Below are 18,651 nucleotides of genomic sequence, written 5' to 3'. Positions count from 1 at the left end.
CTAGACCGGTGGCTCGCCATTGCGGGCCAGTACCTCACCGGCCAAATAAAGCGACCCGCAAATCAGAATACGGTCCGCGCCTGAGGCGATGGCGGCTTTCATCGCCTCTTCCAGACTGTCACAGCCTGTCGCCTCCAATCCCGCAGTGGTTGCTGCCTCGGCCAGATCCTGTGGTTCTGCACCCTGATGCCCCGGCGCATTTGGCAGGGTGAATACTTGAGGGCGCACCTGACGAAACGGCATGAAAAAGCCGGTCGCATCCTTGGACGCGAGCATGGCAGAGACCAAAGCGGTCTTACCTGGCAGTTTCTGCAAATGCCGGGCAATCGCACGGGCCGCATGCGGATTATGTCCGCCATCCAGCCAGACCTCCCGTCCCTCGGCCAGTGAGGTCACCGGTCCCGGGTTCAGCATCTGCATCCGGGCAGGCCAGGTCGCATTGCGCGCACCCGCAAATATCTCTTCCTGACTGATGCGGATCGAATTGCCGAAAAGCTGCACAGCCATTCCTGCAAGCGCGGCATTCGCCCGCTGATGCTCTCCGATAAGGCCCAATTCCGCGGGCATGGCGTCAATAAAATGCGCCTTCATGCGATAAAGTGGCGCGCCCAATTCTTCTGCCCGCGCCGTGATGACTTCGTCGCATACCTTGCGCTGGATCGCCGTCAGCGCCGGACAGCCTGCCTTGATAATCCCGGCCTTTTCCCGCGCAATCTTGCGCAGGTCTGACCCCAGAAAGGCCTTGTGGTCAAAATCTACGGGTGTGATCACGCTGAGCGCAGGCGCATCTATGACATTGGTCGCGTCATAACTGCCGCCAAGCCCGACTTCGAGGATCAGCACATCAGCGGCAACTTCAGAGAAGGCCAGCAAAGCGGTCGCTGTTGTGGCTTCAAAATGGGTGATTTCGAGGCCCTTGATTGCCTCATACGTCCGTTCAAGCCAGGCAATCAGGCGCTCATCATCAACAATCTCTCCTGCCAGCCGGATACGCTCATTGAAACGCACCAGATGCGGACTGCTGAAGACATGTACTTTGAGGCCTGCCGCCTCCATCATCGCACGCATGAAGGCGCAGGTAGAGCCTTTGCCATTTGTCCCGGCAACATGGATGACAGGCGACAATCTGTCTTGAGGCCGCCCCATCGCCTCAAGCGCGTTCAGGACGCGGTCGAGCGAGAGATGGATCGTTTCAGGATAGAGCCCTTCGAACCGCCCCAACGCCTCCGCCAGGGCTGGACTGTTCCCAATCAAGCAGTGCTGCCCTTCCCTTTCGCCGCCTGCGTCTCATGCGTTTTTGGCGGGGTCAGCGAGGCCGGAATGCGATCTTCGCGCCGCCGGGTGCTCGGCAGAAGCAGGCTCAGGACGCGCGCTACGGTCTCTTTCAGCTTGCGCCGATCGCAGACAATATCGACCTGACCTTTCTCGCGCAGGAATTCAGATCTCTGGAAGCCTTGCGGCAGGCTTTCGCGGATCGTCTGCTCAATAACGCGCGGGCCAGAGAACGCAATCATGGCGCCCGGCTCAGCAATATGAACGTCGCCCAGCATCGCATAGGAGGCAGATACACCGCCGGAGGTCGGATCTGTCAGGACGACAACATAAGGAAGCTTTGCCTCGGCCAATTCATTGATGGCCAGGGTTGTGCGCGGCATCTGCATAAGGCTGAGCGTGCCTTCCTGCATGCGCGCGCCGCCGGATGCGGTACAGACGACAAAAGCGGCCTTGCGCGCCAGCGCCATCTGCGCGGCTGCGATAAAGCCTTCCCCGGCGGCCATGCCAAGAGACCCGCCCATGAAGGCGAAGTCCTGAACCAGGACGACTGTCGGCACACCGCCAACTTTGCCATAGGCCGCGACCATGCAGTCATCCTGCAACAGCGGAGATCCGCCCTGATCAGTTTCTTTCTTCTCACGCGCGGCAATCTTGGCCTTCGCCGCTTTCAGGCGCGATGGATAAGGCTTGTCGTCCTTGAATTTCAGTGGGTCATGCGGAACGGAAGGCAGCTCGATCGGCTCCCAGCGTTCATCATCAAAAAGGATGCGGAACCGTGTACGCGGGCTGATGCGCAGATGTGCGCCAGCAGGCGTGACATACCAGTTTTCCTCCAGATCGGTCTTGTAGACCAGCTCTCCGGAAATAGGACACTTCACCCACAGATCGTCGGGCGTATCCTTCTTCGCGAGCATGGTCTTCAGGCCCGGCGGGGTGACCTTGGTAATCCAGTTCATGCCTCAACCTCCTCGGCGGCATTCATTATTAGGGCTTGGCAACCTCTTTGATTGCCGAGCTTAACTCTTGCGCCAGAACGCCCATTCCCCGCGGCGCACTGGAAAAATCCCCTGATTCATGGGCCTTTTCAGCATGGTCCACGAAAGCGGAGCCTACGACAACCCCATCAGCGATTTTAGCCATTTCTGCAGCCTGTGCGCCAGATTTGACACCAAAGCCTACACAAACGGGCAATCCTGAAACGCGTTTGGCCATCTCAATGTTCCCAGAAATCGCTTTTGGATCAGCGCTTCCAGCCCCTGTAACTCCCGTCACAGCAACAAAATAGAGGAAACCACTCGCCCCTTCGGCAACTTTTGCCATGCGGGCTTCGTGGGTGGTCGGCGTCGCAAGACGGATGACCGACAGATCATGTTTTGCGTATTCTTCCCGCAGTTCGCCATCCTCTTCGGGCGGCAAATCGACCAGGATCGTGCCATCGATGCCCGCCTCGGCAGCCGCGCTGGCAAATTCGCCATAGCCCATGCGGAAAACAGGATTGGCATATCCCATCAGGATCAGCGGGGTGGTCTGATCTTCCTCACGGAAGCGCGCGGCCAGTTTCAGCGTGTCGCGTAATGTCGTGCCCTTGGCCAGCGAACGCAGGCCGGCTTTCTGGATGGACGCACCATCGGCCATGGGGTCTGTGAACGGGGCGCCAAGCTCAATGATGTCGGCGCCATTGTCGCGCAGAGCCTTCATCGCCTCAAAACTGGTTTCCAGGTCAGGGTCGCCTGCCATGATGTATGTCACCAAAGCGGCGCGGTTCTCGCCCTTGGCACGGGCGAAGGCATCAGAAATTCGGGAAGTAGGCATCAGGTGTCCGTATTCTCGTGAACCCACGCCTCATAAGGCGCATTCGCCTGAATGCAAGGCAAAGCCACCATTGCAGGCACATCATAAGGATGGTGTGTCAGGACCAGAGCTTCAACACGGTCCCAGTTCGCTTTGGGCGCTTTCAGCCAGAGAATGAACTCGAACGCCTGCTCCACCACACCTTTCCAGCGATAGGTGGAAGACACCGGCCCTTCCAGATTTGCGCAGGCTGCCAGCCGATGCTCAATCGCAGCATCGCCGATCTCTTCGGCCACACGGCGCGAGGGACAGGTAATGCGAATGAGAAGAAGGTCTGTCACATCAATCCCCCAGAGACTTCATTCAGGTGAAACACAGTGAGCATCTTACACCGTCTCAGTCCACCGCGTCATGGCAGACGATACAAATCTTGTTGCCGTCCGGATCACGGAAATACGCGCCGTAATAATTTGGATGATACAGCGGGCGCAAACCCGGCGCGCCTTCATCCTGTCCGCCCGCCTCCATGGCCAGGGCATGCACCGCATCTACTGTCGGCCGGTCCGGAGCCACAAAGGCAACCATCTGGCCGTTTCCAGGCTCATGTGGCGCGCCATTGACCGGGCGGGTCAGGGCAATCAATGGCCGGTCCATCGACGGGTCCTTCCACATGATGAAGGGGTCCGACCGCTCAAATGGCACACGAACATGACCCAGCGACTGCATGATCGGGTCATAAAACGCGACCGCACGGTCCAGGTCATTCGTTCCAAGCGTAATGTGGGAGATCATCTGCCCCTCCCCTTTTTCTGTTCGCGCAAGGGCGGCTGAGGGGCCACCCCCACAGCTTCTACATGTCTACACCGAGCGCCTTGGCGACAGAAAACACGTCCTTGTCGCCCCGGCCGCACATATTCAAAACGATCAAGCCATCAGGCCCCAACTCCTTGGCCACCTCGCCAACGCGCGCAATGGCGTGCGAGGGCTCAAGCGCCGGAATGATGCCTTCCAGACGGGTACAGAGCTGGAAGGCTTCAAGCGCCTCTTTGTCGGTGCAGGAGAGATATTCCGCCCGGCCTGAGTCACGCAGGAAGGCATGTTCCGGCCCGATGCCCGGATAGTCGAGCCCGGCAGAGATCGAATGCGCATCCACGATCTGCCCGTCATCCGTCTGCAGAAGATAAGTCTTGTTACCATGCAGGATACCCGGCTTGCCGCCATTCAGGGCGGCCGCATGTTCGCCGGTTTCAATGCCATGGCCCGCAGCCTCGACACCCAGCATACGCACCCCTTCATCTTCCAGGAAGGGATGGAACAGTCCGATTGCATTGGACCCGCCGCCGATACACGCCATCACGACGTCTGGCAGGCGGCCTTCGCGCTCAAGAATCTGAGCGCGCGCTTCCTTGCCGATGATGCTCTGGAAATCACGCACCAGCTCCGGATACGGATGAGGCCCCGCTGCCGTGCCAATGCAGTAGAAAGTGTCTTCCACATTCGTCACCCAGTCACGCAGGGCTTCGTTCATCGCATCCTTCAGCGTGCCGGTTCCGGAAGAGACAGGAACAATCTCGGCGCCCAGCAGGCGCATGCGGAAAACGTTCGGCTTTTGGCGTTCGACATCCGTCTCGCCCATGAACACGACGCATTTCAGGCCAAAGCGCGCGCAGATCGTTGCCGTTGCAACGCCGTGCTGGCCCGCGCCGGTCTCTGCAATAATGCGGGTCTTGCCCATACGCATGGCCAACAGAACCTGACCCAGGCAGTTATTGATCTTGTGCGCGCCGGTATGGTTCAGCTCGTCGCGCTTGAAGTAGATCTTCGCGCCGCCGAAATGTTCGGTCATGCGCTCGGCAAAATAAAGCGGGGATGGACGGCCGACATAATGGGTCCATAAATCGTCCATCTGCTCCTTGAAGGCTGGATCTTCCTTGGCCTTGCGGTACTCGGCCTCAAGCTCAAGGATGAGCGGCATCAGCGTTTCGGCCACATACCGACCGCCAAACTCTCCGAAACGGCCATTCACGTCCGGCCATTGGTCCCATGTATTCCGCAAATCCATTTGTCCTGCTTTCCTTGCAATCACGCGTGTGTACTTAGACCGAAGGGCTGGCCAAGGAAAGCGTAGCGGTGACACATGGCTGCGACACGTAAGATTTCTGCTACGCCTTGGCCGCCTCAATGAAGGCCTGCACCAGGGCGCGGTCCTTGAGCCCCTTCAGCCGCTCGACGCCTGAAGAAACATCAACAGCCGGCGCGCCTGTCAGCCGGATGGCTTCAGCCACGTTTTCGGCCGTCAGCCCGCCAGCCAGCAGCCAGGGCTTCGGCGCACTCCAGCCCTCCAGAAGCGTCCAGTCAAAAGCGAGGCCATGACCACCCGTGCGATCAGCGCCGTGTGGAGGTTTTGCATCAATGAGCAGGCGGTCTGCAGCCGTATACAGCGCGGCCCGCTCCAGATCCTCAGGCGCGGCAACTCCCAAGGCCTTCCACACCTCTACTCCCGTCGCTGCCTTGATCGCCGTCACACGCTCAGGCGTTTCAGACCCATGCAACTGCAAGGTGCGAATACCCAGAGCGACGATCCGCTGGATTTGAGCATCATCGGGGTCGACCAGAAGCGCGACGGGCACGGCGCGCCCTGCCTGCATCAGCAATGTCGCGGCCGCCGCCTCTGTCACGTGACGGGGACTTGCCTCAACGAAGACAAAGCCAATCCAGTCTGCCCCCTTCTGCGCAGCGAAGCGCACGAGGTCCGGATCGGTCAAGCCGCAAATCTTTACCTGGGTCATGGCAAGGGCGTTACGTCAGGCAGGGCCTGCCGGTCAATCGCCTATGGTTAAAGCCGGAGCCTATTTAAGGATGGCCGCAAAGAAAATCCGGCCGGAATCCTTTGGTGCGATTTCCTGGCTAAAGGTCCAGCGCATGTGCGTAATCTCTTCAGGAATTTCCAGGTGCGCCGGGGTGGCACTGTCAGACACAAGGCGCGCGCCCGAAATGTAGGTCTTGCCGCCATCGATCGAGAAATCCACAAAGGCCTCGTCATATTCCGCAACAGCGGAGTCTTCCAGAAGGCTGACATCTTCCGGGACTGGCAGCGTCAGAACGACATCTGTCGCAGGCTCTTCGCTGTCATTGATATAGGTCACCGAGTAGAAAAGCTGTTCGCCAGGTTTCACTTCGTCCGCAGGCAGCAATTCCATTTCGACGCCGCCTTCCTCGTCTTCGATGACGATGGCGCGTTCGAAGGTCTGCTCAACAACCAGATCCTGAGCGAGGGCCGGAAGTCCGATCATGAGGGTTCCGGCAAGAGAGGCGGCGACACGCTTCAGCATGGCAAAATCCTTGGCAAGGGCTTGATAGGTAGATGCCTAGAATTCACCTCATTCGTTAATATTAACTCAAAATCCGTAAAGTAATTGCACCGCTGAAATTGATTAATGACAGCCAAGAGCGCCCCCTAAGAGTCCTGACACCAACATCCGTCTGAACGTCAGATACGGCACAACAAATCCTTATACGGACTTACCACCTTCGGGCTGGAATACCGCCGCAAAAAAATACTGCCCAGAAGGCTGACAAGCCGCCCAAATGATATACCATACTTGCGACTTGTCAGTATGAGGTTTGCAATGTCCCTGAAAATCGCCGTTCTGGGAACGGGAGACTCCAATGTTCAAGAAACCAGCATTCCCGATGCCATACGAGACGTTGCGTCCTCAGACATAGAGCCGGTTCTGCTGCCGGTGCCAGGATCCGTGTTCCCTTCGACCCCGGCAGCGCGTGAAAAAGCCGTGCAAGCCTACCTTGCCGCCGGTATCGCCGCAGAAAAAGCGGGATATGATGCTGTGTATGTAAACACCGTCGGTGACTATGGGTTGGAAGAGTTGCGACAGAGCATCAAAATTCCGGTCGCAGGGTCGGGTAGCGCCGCCATTCGTGCCGCCACCTTGATAAGCCCGAAATATTCCATCGTCACACTCTGGCCCCCTGCGATGAAATTCATCTATGAGCACGTTCTCGGTGCCGCTGATGTCGAGAGAACCCCCAGGAAGATACACTTCATGTCGGAAGACAATGATCTGGCGACAATGGGTCAGGATGATAATCTCATAACCGGCATGCAGGCATGTCAGTATGTACCCATGCAAACTGTCAAAAAGGTTTGCCACGATGCGCTGAAAGATGACGGAGTGGACACAATCATGCTCGGCTGCACCTGCATGGCAGACATGAAGCCAATCCTTGAAAAGGATGGCCTGCCCGTGATCGAACCCATGCGCGAAGGGTACAAGATGGCCGAGGAACTGCTCAGGCTGTCCCTCTGAAAAGCGGGCGCTACAGCATAGTCCCGGTTTCCACATAACGCTGATGCCAGGACAGCGCTTCATTCAGCAAGGTCGGGGCGTGCTTGCCGAAGGAAGTCTGCCGGGCCCGCCGGTAATAATCCCGGATCGCATCCCGATAGGACGGGTGCACACAATTTTCGATGATCACATCAGCGCGCTGTTTCGGGCTGAGGCCGCGCAAATCCGCCAGCCCCTGCTCGGTCACGATTACCTGCACATCCTGGTTGATATGATCGACATGGGAGACTTTCGGCACAATGGCCGAAATCTTGCCCTGCTTTGCCGTGGAGGGTGTCATGAAGATTGAGACATAAGCGTTGCGCGCAAAATCTCCCGAGCCGCCGATACCGTTCTGGATGCGCGAGCCCATGATGTGAGTGGAGTTCACATTACCGAAAATGTCGGCTTCGATCATGCCGTTCATTGCAATACAGCCAAGCCGCCGGACAAGCTCCGGATGATTGGAAATCTCCTGCGGGCGCAGGATCAGCTTGTCGTGAAATTTCCTGGCATCACGGTTGAAGCGCAGGGCCGCCTCAGGGGAAAGCGAGAATGCCGTCGCAGACGCCATACGCAGCTTGCCCGCTTCCAAAAGGTCCAGCATGCCATCCTGAATAACTTCCGTGTACGCCGTCATGTCTCCGTAGGGCGCGTGCATCAGTCCGGTCAGGACCGCATTGGTAACGTTGCCCACGCCTGATTGCAGCGGCAGCAGGGAAGCTGGCAGGCGCCCGCTCTTCACCTCATGGGCAAAAAAGTCCAGCAAGTGCTTGGCAATGGCCGTCGCGACATCATCCGGTTCGGCAAAGGGCAAGTTGCGGTCAGGCGCCTCGGTTTCGACGATCGCGGCAATCTTGTCGGGATTTACGCGGAAATACTTCTCCCCGATCCGGTCATCCGGGCGCACAAGGGGAATGGGCTTTCGATTCGGCGGCAGGGCCGTGCCATAATAGATATCGTGCATCCCGTTGAGGGCTTCGCTCTGCCAGCGATTTACCTCAAGAATGATGGTCTCGGCCTGATCGAGCCATGTCTTGTTATTGCCAATCGAGGAGGACGGGATCAGCGCGCCGTCCTCGGCAATGCCGGACACTTCAACCACAGCGGTATCCAGCTTTCCCAAAAAGCCCTGCCAGGCCATCGGCGCGACCTGACTGAGATGCAGGTCAAAATAATTCATCTCGCCCGCATTGATCTTTTCGCGCGCAATAGGGTCTGAATTGTAGGGAAGGCGAAACTCAATACCATCTGCCTTGGCCAGGGCGCCGTCCAATTCAGGGCCTGTGGATGCGCCGCTCCAGATTTTCACCTTGAAGGGATTGCCGGCGGCATGCTCCGCTTCAATGCGCGCCGCGAGCGCCAGCGGAACGGATTTCGGATAGCCGGAACCGGTAAAACCACTCATCCCGATCGTGGTGCCATTGGTGATAAGGCTCGCCGCATCCTCGGCGCTCATGATGCGATCACGCAAGGCGAGATGCTGGATTCGGCTATTCGTCATGTTCAATTCCCTTGAAGCAGAGCATCAGGCCATACCGGCCAGCACACTATACCCCGTGTTATGCTAGAATTTTGAACCAAGCCTGAGAGCATGCCGGATGCACTTTGTCATGTGTTGGCAGATATGCGGGATTGCAGATCAGGCCAGCGCCCTCATGCGAGAGCGCGCCAAAATACCATGTCTGAAAGATCTGCTGGCGGTGAGACAGGGATTCGAACCCTGGAGACTATTGCTAGCCTACACACTTTCCAGGCGTGCGCCTTCGACCACTCGGCCACCTCACCGCGCTCAGCAGAATGGAGGCCAATAGCGGATGACCATGCAGATCGCAAGACCGTGATTGCCGTTCTGGGCAGCCAAACCCATATCAGCTGCAGAAAGGGAAACTGATATGCTGTTTTCAAAGAAACCCGCGCCCCTGCCGGATGCCCAGAGTGCCCTGCCCGGGCGCCCTTCCGCGATCCCTACGGCGAGCACTCATTATGTCTTCGGACGTGACCTTCAGGGCCCTGTGCCAGATGGTTATGAAGCCGCCGTCTTCGGGCTGGGCTGCTTCTGGGGCGCCGAGCGGAAGTTCTGGCAACAGGATGGCGTCTGGCTGACCCGTGTCGGCTATGCTGGCGGTATCACGCCCAACCCGACCTATGACGAAGTCTGCTCAGGCGGAACGGGCCATACGGAAATCGTGGAAGTCATCTTCAATCCGGAAGAGGTCAGCTTTGCAGAGCTGATGAAGCTGTTCCTGGAAAACCATGACCCGACCCAGGGCATGCGTCAAGGCAATGACATCGGCACCCAATACCGTTCTGCCATTTACACAACGTCTGACGCGCAATCCGAAACGGCCCGCGAGATGATTGCTGCCTATGAAAAGGCGCTCGCCTCATCCGGCCGTGCCGCAAAGATCACGACGGAAGTGAGGCCGGTGGACAAGGTGTATCTCGCCGAAGACTATCACCAGCAATATCTGGCGAAGAACCCGAATGGCTATTGCGGTATGGGCGGCACAGGCGTGTCCTGCCCGATCGGTCTGGGCGTCTCGTCCTGACGACTGTCTAGGCTCCGAAATTCACGGCAAAGCGCTTGCGCGTCTCCAGCATGTTCTTGGCCTTGGCCATCGTGTCGGAGACCGTTTGCGCGCGCTGAATCGTCGGATCCGCCTGCAGGGCCTCAATCACTTTTGACAGGTGGGAGATCGCATCTTCCACCTGTTTGCGGTCGAATTGCACCATGGACCGGGCAATGAGTGCACGGCCGATGTCCATATGAGACTGAACCACACGCCAGGAATCTCTATCGGTCTGCGGAGCCTGAAGATGGCCCTGGCGCAGGCGCAGCACCCTGTCGAGCGCGTCCAGGTCTCCGGCCTGCTCTGCCACGTGTACCCCCGTTGCGCAGAAATCCGCCTCCAGCCTGCGCAGCAAGACAGGCGACAGCGATGCGCAATCATCCAGCATTTCGCCGAGGGCTTCAGCGAGAAGCTTCATTTTCTCCGGCCGGAAGGATTGCGGATTTGCGAGGGCAGGCTGCAATTCCCGCGCGAGGAAATAGGCCGCGATCCGCGGCAACTGACCATCCAGATTCTTAATCCGTCCCGGCAGCGCCAGCGTGAAAGGCCGCGCTTCTTCTGCTCGCAAGCCGCCACCGCGACTTAGACCGTGGATCAGAAACCCTTCATCCCCGCGCCCGGTGCGCTCTGTCCAGAGGAACATGTCGGCCTGGGAGACAATCATGCGTCGACGGGCCCTGGCCAGCGCCCGCCCTTCCAGGCCGCCGGGTATGTGCGAGGTACGAAACAGCTTGAACGGAGCACCGAAATTGAATGCGCCCAAATGGTCCTGCAGTGCCGACATCAGCCACTTGCCCGCCTTGGCACCAGACAGTCCGCCTGGCGGCGCAAGCAGGATACGATAACCGGGGGATTTGTCCTTCGCGGCCCGGCGCAGGCCTGACTCCATCAGGGCCCGTCGCACGGTCTTGGCCAGCAATACAAACAGGATGACGACCACTGCAGCGATGATGAGCAACATCATCACAAAGCCGAACGCAGCCATCTCTCCTCCGGGCAGGACATGCTCCTGAACCCAGGTTTCTGCTGTATCAAACCATGCAAGCACAGGCATTCAGGGCGGACCTCCTGTCTATCCGTGCGATACGGTTCTTGCTTGATGCATGCAACTGATAAACGCTGTTCAGCTCGCCCCTCAGATGATTACACTCGCCTTTCAGGCAACAGTTCGGACAAGAAGGGCAGGAATGCCACAGGGCGAATTCATCACACGGTTTGCGCCCTCACCCACCGGGCATCTGCATCTCGGCCATGCGGCCTCGGCCTTTTGCGTGTGGGGCTTTGCACACGCTGCCGGGGGGCGCGTTCTGCTCCGTATGGAAGACATCGACCAGACGCGCTGCAAACCGGAATATGAAGCCTCAATACTGGAAGACCTGACCTGGCTGGGCCTGGAATGGAGCGGTCCCATCCGCCGCCAGTCAGAGCATTTTGAGGACTATGAAGCCTGTCTGGAAACCCTGCGGGAACGAGGCCTGATCTATCGCTGCTTCAAAACGCGCCGTGAGATCGCGGAAATTCTGGACGCAGAACCCGAATCTGAGATGACGGCCTATATAGGTGCTCAGCTCCCCGCCTCAGAAGAGGCCGAACGGCTTGAGCGCGGAGACGCCTTTGCGTGGCGGTTATCCCTGTCTGCCGCACGGGACACGCTCGGCTCTGCTTATGATGATCTCTCCTATACCGAGTTCGGCCCGGATGGCTTGCATGGCGTGAAAGCAGATCCTGCCCCGTTTGGGGATGTCGTGCTGGGTCGCAAGGAAACGCCGACCAGCTATCACCTCGCCTGCTGCCATGATGACGCCCTCCAGGGCATCACCCATATCATACGCGGCGAAGACATACGGGAGATGACATCCGTTCATACCCTGTTGCAGGCCCTGATGGAGTGGCCACAGCCCCTTTATCATTTTCATCCGCTCATCATGGGGCCGGACGGGAAGAAACTGTCAAAGCGGTTTGGAGACAGGGGATTGCGTGCATGGCGCGAAGACGGCAAGACGCCGACAGACATTCGCGCAATGACAGGCCTTTCATGACAAGCGTAGATATTTCACCACCCGCCCAGCGGGAATGGCTCGGTGTGCTCATGCTGATGGGCGGCGCCGTCGCGGTGGGCTTTGCGCCTATCGCGCTAAGGCTCGGCCTGGAAGATATGGGTCCGCAGGCGATTGCCTTCTGGCGTTATGTTTTTGCCCTGCCTGTCTTGTTGATCCTTGTTGTGGTGTTCGAGCGCAGAGCACCGGGCAAGCCCAATATATTTGCCATTCTGGCCGGTATCTGCTTCGCTCTCGACATCGGCTTCTGGCACTGGTCCCTCACCCTGACCAGCGTATCCAATGCAACCTTCATCGTGAATATTGGCAGCGTGTGCGTGGGCTTTCTGGCCTGGCTGTTCCTGAAGGAACGCCCCGCGCCGATCTGGTTCCTGGCCGTTGTCCTGGCAGTCGCCGGCGCTGCCGCGCTTTCGCTTGGCGGACAAGCAGACAAGGGCGCCTCCTTTGCGGGGGACCGTATCGCCATTATCGCAGCACTATGTGTCTCTGGCTATTTCCTGTGCTCAAAGCTCGCCCGGCGCAGCATGAACGGCCTGGAAACCCTGTTCTGGCTGACCCTTGTCGAGGCGCTCGTAGCCGCTGGCATGGTGATAGCCTTTGGCGAAAGCTTCATGCCGGAAGACCTTTCGGGCTTCAGAGTGCCGATGGTCCTCGGCATCTTCATTCACGTCATCGGCCAGGGCCTGATCATCACCGGGCTGGGCCGTGCGCCCACATCCGTCGCAGGCGTCATCATTCTGTTGCAGCCTGTCGTCGCGGCGGCCGTCTCATGGAAAATGTTCGGAGAAACACTGACGTCACTGCAGGCATCTGGCGGCCTGCTGATCCTGTTCGCCGTCTGGCTGGCCCAGCGCGGCCGTAAGCCACAAGCGGTGGACTGAACACCGGACGCAGCATTACTGTCACGAAATACGTCTATGCCCGCCGCAAAGCCATATTACTGGAGATATCCCATGCGCCGCATTGCCCTTTCCCTTGTATCATTGACCGCCCTGACCGTAGCTGGTTGCGTCGCCCCAGCGGAAACGGTGTCGGTCACAGAGACGCCGCAACCTGCCCCAACACTGCACCGCACTGGCGCGACGCCCGTTCAGGCCGAAGACGCCTATTTCCAGTCCGCCGCAGCCGCCGTTCAGAATAGAATCGCTACACGCGGCGTGAAGCCCGCCAAGAATGTCATCCTGTTTGTGGGCGATGGCATGAGCATTCCCACCATCACGGCCGCGCGCATCTATGCTGGCCAGAAACGTGGGCTCGACGGTGAATCCTACAGCCTGACCATGGAAACCCTGCCCTACATGGCGCTGTCCAAAACCTACAGCAACGATTATCAGGTCGCAGATTCCGCCTCCACTGCCACGGCCATGACCTCTGGCGTCAAGGTCAATTCCGGCACACTGGGCGTGCTGAAGGAAGCCACGCGCAGTAATTGCGCTAGCTCGATAGGCAACGGCACAGATTCCATTTTCGACCTCGCCGAGCGCGAAGGCCTGGCCACCGGTATCGTCTCCACAGCTCGCATCACGCATGCAACACCCGGTGCCACCTATTCGGAAACCCCGAACCGCGACTGGGAATCCGACGCAGACCTCAGAGGCGGCGATGCAGGTGACTGCAAGGACATTGCCCGCCAGCTAATCGAATGGCCCGAAGGCGATGGGTTCGAAGTCGCTATGGGCGGCGGGCGCTCAGCCTTCCTGACCGAGGCCGAAGCTGACCCGGAAAACGAAGGCAAGATGGGCAGCCGCAAGGATGGCCGCGACCTGACCGCCGAATGGGTCGCCAAGGGCCCTGACCATGTCTACATCACCGATGAGGCCGGTTTCGCCGCCACAGATTTCACCTCGGATGTGAAAGTCCTCGGTCTGTTCGAACGCTCGCACATGCAGTTCGAGATGGACCGCGCCAAAGATACGGCCGGAGAGCCTTCCCTGGTTGATCTTACCAAGGCGGCCATCACACGCCTGTCGCAGAATCCGGACGGCTTTGTTCTGTTGGTTGAAGGCGGCCGCATCGACCATGCCCACCATGGCGTGAATGCCGCCCGTGCCCTCGACGAGACCGATGAGTTTGACCAGGCCATCAAGACGGCGATGGACATGACCAACAATGACGACACGCTGATCATTGTCACCGCCGACCACAGCCACACGATGACCATTTCCGGCTACCCCCAGCGGGGCAACCCGATCCTCGGCAAGGTCAATACCGGCCTCGACGACGACCATATGATGGCGCAGGACGGCAAGCCCTACACAACCCTGTCTTATGCCAGCGGAATGACCGCCTGCCGTATGGTCGAAGGTGAGCCGGACTGTACCCGTGAAGATCTCACCGATGTCGATACGACAGCCCCGAACTTCCAACAGCCTTCACTCGTGTTCATGGGCTCAGAAACCCATGGCGGCGACGATGTCGCCATCTTCGCGACCGGCCCCGGCTCAGAACTTGTTTCCGGTGTGATGGAGCAAAACGAGATCTTCCACGTTATGGGAAGAGCCTCCGGACTTGTTGCGGGCCCGGAACCTGAGGCGGAATAAGGACACGGCAAGGTTTGGTAAAATTTACCTACAGGGAAGATGGACCGGTCACCGGCTTTGTTTATGTGGCCAACAGCAAGCGGGATGACCGGTTCCGCACTGCCCGCCCGGGTGACATTATCCGCAATCCCGAACCTGAACCGCCCTATATCGTCGTCAGCCACAATACGGATGATATCATCCTGTCAGACTGGCCGGGAACCTTGTGGACCGCAGAAGTTATAGACGCCAACGCACCGCAGGAAGATGAAGGTGACTTTACCCGCGCGACCGCTGTCAGGCTTGTCGAACGGCTTCCGGCGCACACTCTGTTCGGTCCGAATGGTGAAGCGGTCGCCTGGGTGGCCGACCGGGCCAGCGGCCTCACCTATCAGGAGGCTGACCTTCTGGCCGAACACCGCGCTCCCGGCGCAGCTAGCGCCTATGCCAAGGCCTGGCTGAACTGGGAAGGGCTGACCCCCTCCAGCCGGGAGTATACCGAGTGGGAAGGCATCATTTCGATTGGCAGCGAAGGCCCCTTCTCTCCTGTCGGCCGAGGGTTGCGAACAGTCTTCGGCGCTGTTGTTGCGCAGGCTTGGCGCATTCAAGGCGATGATGCGATGTATGCCGAGGGTGGCCCCGAAGAAGACCCGGACCTTCACCTTGTGGAGCCCTGGGCAAGCGCGGCCCTCTGCCTGGTCGAGATCACCATGGCCCTTGGAGCGCCGGGCCTGCTCAATGCGGAAGATCGAAAGCTTCTGACAGACCCTTGGCGCACCCTGACAAGCCCCAGCCTCTCGTAGCGAGAGGACTCGCCAATCGCACCATTCTCGGCAATGCTTCCGGCATAAAATATAAAACCGGAGGAACCCCATGAAAGCTGCCGTGATGCGCGCGCCCAATGCGCCCCTGTCGATCGAAGACGTCACCATTTCCAAACCAGGACCTAGAGAAGTGCTGGTCCGCCTGAAGGCTGTCGGCGTCTGCCACTCCGATGTTCACTTCTGGGATGGAAACTTTCCCGCCGAATTGCCAGTCATCCTGGGCCATGAAAGCGCTGGGATCGTGGAAGAGGTCGGCTCCATGGTTTCAGCCGTGAAGCCGGGTGACCACGTCATCTCAATCCTCTCGCCCTTTTGCGGCACATGCGAATATTGCCTGTCCGGCCACATGTCTGTCTGTCACACCGTGAACGGAGAGAAATTCCAGCGTCCGCCGACAGAAGCCCCAAGGCTTTCCATCAAGGGAGAGAAAGTCGGCCAGTTCCTGAACCTTTCCTCCTTTGCCGAACAGATCCTGGTACACGAGAACGCCTTGTGCGCGATCGACAAGGACATGCCTATGGACCGCGCCTGCCTGATCGGCTGCGGCGTGGTGACGGGCGTCGGCTCGGTTTTCCATTCAGCAAAAGTGGAGCCCGGCTCAACCGTGGCCGTCCTTGGGTGCGGCGGCGTGGGACTGGCGGCCATCAACGGCGCCGCCATTGCCGGGGCGAGCCGGATCATTGCCGTGGATCTGTCAGACGAGAAACTGCAAATGGCCGTCCGCTTCGGCGCGACCGATACAGTGAACCCGGGCAAGGTTGATGCGATTGAAGCGGTGAAAGAGCTCACCAAGGGCGGCGTTCATTATGCCTTTGAGTGTGTCGGCCTAAAGCAGACCGCCGAACAGGCCTACCACATGCTCCGTCCACGGGGCGTTGCGACAATCGTCGGCATGATCACACCCGGCGTGAACATCGAAGTACCGGGTATCGAACTTCTGGTGACAGAGAAACGTCTTCAAGGCGCTGTGATGGGATCGAACCGTTTCCGCATAGACTTCCCGCGCTTCATCGAACTCTACAAGCAGGGCAAGCTGCACCTGGATGATTTGATCTCCGACCGGATCGGGCTCGATGGCATTACCGGCGCACTGCAGAACCTGAAAGACAATAAAGGCACAGTCGCCCGCCAGGTTGTGGTGTTTGACTAGACACAAGAACCGGTCCTTTCTGCAATGTCAGACAAGGACCGGACCTTATGGCAGGCAAACGCGACAAGAAGAAAAGAGAAGTCTTTGACGCCCTCTATCAGTCTGCCCTGAATCTATTCGACAACAAGGGATACGATGCGGTCACAGTATATGAAATTACTCAAGAAGCCGGCGTTGCGAAGGGCACCTTCTTTAACCACTTCCCCGCCAAGGCAGATATCCTGGCCGAATGGTACAGACGCCTAATAGCCGATGTCATGGCCGCATCGCCCGCAGATGATAAACGCCCCCTGGCAGAAGCGACACTTGAATTAGCGCGCCGAACAATCGGCCTGACTTCGTCGTCACCACAGCTTTGGCAAGCCACGACGCAACTTTCCCCCGTGACATTATCCATTCAGGCTGTAGAGGCCGAGAATGACCGAGCCGTACGCGATCATTATATTTCTCTTGCAAAACAGGCTGTCTCCAGAGGAGACCTGCCGCCCGATACTGACGTGAATGCACTCGGAGATCTCTACCTGACTTTGTTTACGGGTACGGTCCGCCAATGCGTTGTCACGGGCCGGCAGAATGAAATTATGTCTGACCTGAAAACGCGATTTGTGGCCCTTGCCGACATGGCTGCCCGCAGGGGATTGCCCTGAAGAAGAAACCGCAATAAAAATGACCATGGTCATTTTTGGAAATCCCATGCGCACATCTCTTGTCTTCTCAAGTCTCTTCTTTGCCCTTACTGCCTGCACACAGGTCTCGCTTGCGCCGCCAGAGCCTGAGAGACATCTGATCATGCATAATGAGACCGTGCTGCCAGCAGCGCTCGGTATATGGCGTTCGCAGGAATCCGGCTGGATACTTCAGATTACACCTGACGGCATCACGCGCTGGCAGGATACTCCGGCAGCCTGCTATCCCACCCGGCAGGACGGCCCAACCATGATGGGACAGATTGAATACAAATACTTCACCCCTCTGGATGCCGACACAGCCAAGTTTGAATATCTACCCTCGGATGGACACGCCCTATTCAGCAGACTGGAGCGCATGCCGGATCGCTGTACTGATGCACAGATCACAGACCCAGCCGCCCTGTTCGAAATTTTCGCCTCAGCCTTCCAGCAGCACTACGCCTTCTTTGATGTACGCGGGGTCGACTGGTCGGAAATAACATCCAAATCGCGCAAACAGATCACCCCTGACATGAGTGAAGAGGATCTCCTCAATCTCTTCGCAAACATGCTGAAGCCACTTCAGGATTCCCACACAAAACTGATCGCAACAATTGATGGCACGCCGCACCGAATTCAATTCGGGCTGGGCGAAACCCTGCCAAAAGTGCGCAAAAGCATAGGAGAATCTCCTTGGCTGGTTGGTATACTGGATAATCTTATGGCCTGGCTGGACAAAGGCGCCGTTCAGACCGGCAACGAGCGGTTCATCCACGGCACAATCAATGGACATATTGGATACATCCAAATCTTCACCATGGGTGGCTTTACGACCGGGCATGAGGCTGGAACACCAGAATGGGAAAATGACGAGATCATTGCTTTGCACAATCTGTTTGATGAGGCCTTCGCCAATTTTGGCGACACGGATGCCCTGATCCTGGATTTATCCAACAATCGAGGCGGCTATGATGCAATCACACGCGCAATTGCCAGCCGCTTCCTGGATGCCCCCCTTGAGGCCTATTCCGTGCGTACGGACTGGAACGAAGATCCTCTTATCACCTATACAATTGCTCCTTACAGTGATGGCCTGGTTTATACAAAGCCGGTCTATGTCATCACCAGTGATGTCACGGTATCCGGTGGCGAGATTACCACAATGATGTTGCAACAATTACCTCATGTAACGCTTGCAGGTCAGAGGACCCGCGGGGCCTTCTCCACTCCACTTGCCAAGCCGCTGCCAAATGGCTGGTACCTTGAACTATCGAACGAGATTTTTTCGTCTAACGACGGCACAGTTTATGAGGGTCGGGGCATCGAACCCGAGATAACCCTACCCCTGTTTGCCGAGAATCCGCCTATTGAGAGCCACCTTACATCACTGAAACAACTCGTCTCGTGCATAGAGGACGAGACTTGCTGAAGGACCGGGAGCAAGCAAGCGT

Annotated in this window: 19 protein-coding genes and 1 tRNA gene; 9 read left to right on the top strand and 11 right to left on the bottom strand. The window is 58.1% G+C overall.

What is annotated here, in order from left to right:
- The 8 genes from HY29_RS03980 to HY29_RS03945 form a co-directional block, all read right to left on the bottom strand.
- The gene (locus HY29_RS03980; RefSeq protein ID WP_034792692.1) at positions 1 to 1,254 is read right to left on the bottom strand and encodes a bifunctional folylpolyglutamate synthase/dihydrofolate synthase; all 1,254 of its coding nucleotides are present in this window, start codon (positions 1,252 to 1,254) and stop codon (positions 1 to 3) included.
- On the bottom strand, positions 1,251 to 2,231 hold the full coding sequence (locus HY29_RS03975; RefSeq protein ID WP_051601114.1) for an acetyl-CoA carboxylase carboxyltransferase subunit beta: 981 nt from the start codon (positions 2,229 to 2,231) through the stop codon (positions 1,251 to 1,253). Before HY29_RS03975 ends, HY29_RS03980 begins: the two co-directional genes overlap by 4 nt.
- A gap of 28 nt (positions 2,232 to 2,259) precedes the next feature.
- A complete protein-coding gene (gene trpA, locus HY29_RS03970; protein ID WP_034792688.1) occupies positions 2,260 to 3,087 on the bottom strand; it encodes a tryptophan synthase subunit alpha in 828 nt (275 codons plus the stop codon).
- Positions 3,087 to 3,407, bottom strand: a complete 321-nt coding sequence (gene cutA / locus HY29_RS03965) for a divalent-cation tolerance protein CutA (RefSeq protein ID WP_034792685.1) — start codon at positions 3,405 to 3,407, stop codon at positions 3,087 to 3,089. The genes trpA and cutA overlap by 1 nt, the downstream gene beginning before the upstream one ends.
- Positions 3,408 to 3,462: 55 nt before the next feature.
- Positions 3,463 to 3,858: a VOC family protein gene (locus HY29_RS03960; protein WP_034792682.1), complete on the bottom strand. Its 396-nt coding sequence runs from the start codon at positions 3,856 to 3,858 to the stop codon at positions 3,463 to 3,465.
- A 58-nt stretch (positions 3,859 to 3,916) separates the two neighbouring features.
- Positions 3,917 to 5,128 (bottom strand): tryptophan synthase subunit beta, encoded by a 1,212-nt coding sequence (trpB, locus tag HY29_RS03955; protein WP_034792679.1) that lies wholly within the window; start codon positions 5,126 to 5,128, stop codon positions 3,917 to 3,919.
- A gap of 100 nt (positions 5,129 to 5,228) precedes the next feature.
- Positions 5,229 to 5,855, bottom strand: coding sequence for a phosphoribosylanthranilate isomerase (locus HY29_RS03950; protein ID WP_034792676.1), 627 nt, complete (start codon positions 5,853 to 5,855; stop codon positions 5,229 to 5,231).
- 60 nt (positions 5,856 to 5,915) lie between these two features.
- Entirely contained in the window at positions 5,916 to 6,398 is a 483-nt protein-coding gene (locus HY29_RS03945; RefSeq protein ID WP_034792673.1) for a hypothetical protein, read from the bottom strand.
- A 297-nt stretch (positions 6,399 to 6,695) separates the two neighbouring features.
- On the opposite strand from HY29_RS03945, the gene HY29_RS03940 reads away from it, so the two are divergent.
- Positions 6,696 to 7,391, top strand: a complete 696-nt coding sequence (locus HY29_RS03940; RefSeq protein WP_034792670.1) for an aspartate/glutamate racemase family protein — start codon at positions 6,696 to 6,698, stop codon at positions 7,389 to 7,391.
- A gap of 10 nt (positions 7,392 to 7,401) precedes the next feature.
- Here the strand turns inward: HY29_RS03940 and HY29_RS03935 are convergent, their stop codons facing one another.
- The gene (locus tag HY29_RS03935; RefSeq protein ID WP_034792667.1) at positions 7,402 to 8,913 is read right to left on the bottom strand and encodes an acetyl-CoA hydrolase/transferase family protein; all 1,512 of its coding nucleotides are present in this window, start codon (positions 8,911 to 8,913) and stop codon (positions 7,402 to 7,404) included.
- Positions 8,914 to 9,107: 194 nt separating this feature from the next.
- Positions 9,108 to 9,197: transfer RNA gene (locus HY29_RS03930), tRNA-Ser, on the bottom strand.
- A gap of 107 nt (positions 9,198 to 9,304) precedes the next feature.
- On the opposite strand from HY29_RS03930, the gene msrA reads away from it, so the two are divergent.
- Complete coding sequence (gene msrA, locus HY29_RS03925) at positions 9,305 to 9,961, top strand: peptide-methionine (S)-S-oxide reductase MsrA (protein ID WP_034792665.1); 657 nt, start codon at positions 9,305 to 9,307, stop codon at positions 9,959 to 9,961.
- A 7-nt stretch (positions 9,962 to 9,968) separates the two neighbouring features.
- On the opposite strand, the gene HY29_RS03920 is transcribed toward msrA, so the two are convergent.
- Positions 9,969 to 11,036, bottom strand: coding sequence for a hypothetical protein (locus HY29_RS03920; RefSeq protein ID WP_034792663.1), 1,068 nt, complete (start codon positions 11,034 to 11,036; stop codon positions 9,969 to 9,971).
- A gap of 133 nt (positions 11,037 to 11,169) precedes the next feature.
- Here HY29_RS03920 and gluQRS point away from each other — a divergent pair, with 133 nt between their 5' ends.
- From gluQRS to HY29_RS18260, 7 genes are all read left to right on the top strand, one after another.
- Positions 11,170 to 12,021 carry a tRNA glutamyl-Q(34) synthetase GluQRS gene (gene gluQRS / locus HY29_RS03915; RefSeq protein WP_034792661.1) on the top strand — a complete coding sequence of 284 codons (852 nt, stop codon included), beginning with the start codon at positions 11,170 to 11,172 and terminating at the stop codon, positions 12,019 to 12,021.
- Entirely contained in the window at positions 12,018 to 12,920 is a 903-nt protein-coding gene (locus HY29_RS03910; RefSeq protein WP_034792658.1) for a DMT family transporter, read from the top strand. The genes gluQRS and HY29_RS03910 overlap by 4 nt, the downstream gene beginning before the upstream one ends.
- A 72-nt stretch (positions 12,921 to 12,992) precedes the next feature.
- Complete coding sequence (locus HY29_RS03905) at positions 12,993 to 14,579, top strand: alkaline phosphatase (RefSeq protein ID WP_034792657.1); 1,587 nt, start codon at positions 12,993 to 12,995, stop codon at positions 14,577 to 14,579.
- Between the two features lie 14 nt (positions 14,580 to 14,593).
- A complete protein-coding gene (locus tag HY29_RS03900) occupies positions 14,594 to 15,361 on the top strand; it encodes a hypothetical protein (RefSeq protein WP_034792654.1) in 768 nt (255 codons plus the stop codon).
- Between the two features lie 70 nt (positions 15,362 to 15,431).
- Positions 15,432 to 16,532 carry a Zn-dependent alcohol dehydrogenase gene (locus tag HY29_RS03895; RefSeq protein WP_034792651.1) on the top strand — a complete coding sequence of 367 codons (1,101 nt, stop codon included), beginning with the start codon at positions 15,432 to 15,434 and terminating at the stop codon, positions 16,530 to 16,532.
- A 47-nt stretch (positions 16,533 to 16,579) separates the two neighbouring features.
- Complete coding sequence (locus tag HY29_RS18265; RefSeq protein ID WP_051601113.1) at positions 16,580 to 17,179, top strand: TetR/AcrR family transcriptional regulator; 600 nt, start codon at positions 16,580 to 16,582, stop codon at positions 17,177 to 17,179.
- A 46-nt stretch (positions 17,180 to 17,225) separates the two neighbouring features.
- Positions 17,226 to 18,629: a S41 family peptidase gene (locus tag HY29_RS18260; protein WP_162176670.1), complete on the top strand. Its 1,404-nt coding sequence runs from the start codon at positions 17,226 to 17,228 to the stop codon at positions 18,627 to 18,629.
- Positions 18,630 to 18,651: the final 22 nt, after the last annotated feature.

The organism is Hyphomonas beringensis, from assembly GCF_000682755.1.
GTDB lineage: Bacteria > Pseudomonadota > Alphaproteobacteria > Caulobacterales > Hyphomonadaceae > Hyphomonas > Hyphomonas beringensis.
Note: the sequence above shows the minus strand (reverse complement) of the source record. Positions and strands in the feature narration are given on the sequence as shown.

Bases quoted from the DNA above. Each gene is read 5' to 3' on its own strand.
- HY29_RS03940 (WP_034792670.1), top strand. From the start codon at position 6,696: ATGTCCCTGAAAATCGCCGTTCTGGGAACGGGAGACTCCAATGTTCAA.
- HY29_RS03905 (WP_034792657.1), top strand. From the start codon at position 12,993: ATGCGCCGCATTGCCCTTTCCCTTGTATCATTGACCGCCCTGACCGTA.
- HY29_RS03935 (WP_034792667.1), bottom strand. From the start codon at position 8,913: ATGACGAATAGCCGAATCCAGCATCTCGCCTTGCGTGATCGCATCATG.
- HY29_RS18260 (WP_162176670.1), top strand. From the start codon at position 17,226: ATGCGCACATCTCTTGTCTTCTCAAGTCTCTTCTTTGCCCTTACTGCC.
- trpB (WP_034792679.1), bottom strand. From the start codon at position 5,128: ATGGATTTGCGGAATACATGGGACCAATGGCCGGACGTGAATGGCCGT.
- HY29_RS03895 (WP_034792651.1), top strand. From the start codon at position 15,432: ATGAAAGCTGCCGTGATGCGCGCGCCCAATGCGCCCCTGTCGATCGAA.
- HY29_RS03910 (WP_034792658.1), top strand. From the start codon at position 12,018: ATGACAAGCGTAGATATTTCACCACCCGCCCAGCGGGAATGGCTCGGT.
- HY29_RS03950 (WP_034792676.1), bottom strand. From the start codon at position 5,855: ATGACCCAGGTAAAGATTTGCGGCTTGACCGATCCGGACCTCGTGCGC.
- msrA (WP_034792665.1), top strand. From the start codon at position 9,305: ATGCTGTTTTCAAAGAAACCCGCGCCCCTGCCGGATGCCCAGAGTGCC.
- HY29_RS03945 (WP_034792673.1), bottom strand. From the start codon at position 6,398: ATGCTGAAGCGTGTCGCCGCCTCTCTTGCCGGAACCCTCATGATCGGA.
- trpA (WP_034792688.1), bottom strand. From the start codon at position 3,087: ATGCCTACTTCCCGAATTTCTGATGCCTTCGCCCGTGCCAAGGGCGAG.
- HY29_RS18265 (WP_051601113.1), top strand. From the start codon at position 16,580: ATGGCAGGCAAACGCGACAAGAAGAAAAGAGAAGTCTTTGACGCCCTC.
- HY29_RS03975 (WP_051601114.1), bottom strand. From the start codon at position 2,231: ATGAACTGGATTACCAAGGTCACCCCGCCGGGCCTGAAGACCATGCTC.
- HY29_RS03960 (WP_034792682.1), bottom strand. From the start codon at position 3,858: ATGATCTCCCACATTACGCTTGGAACGAATGACCTGGACCGTGCGGTC.
- HY29_RS03920 (WP_034792663.1), bottom strand. From the start codon at position 11,036: ATGCCTGTGCTTGCATGGTTTGATACAGCAGAAACCTGGGTTCAGGAG.
- gluQRS (WP_034792661.1), top strand. From the start codon at position 11,170: ATGCCACAGGGCGAATTCATCACACGGTTTGCGCCCTCACCCACCGGG.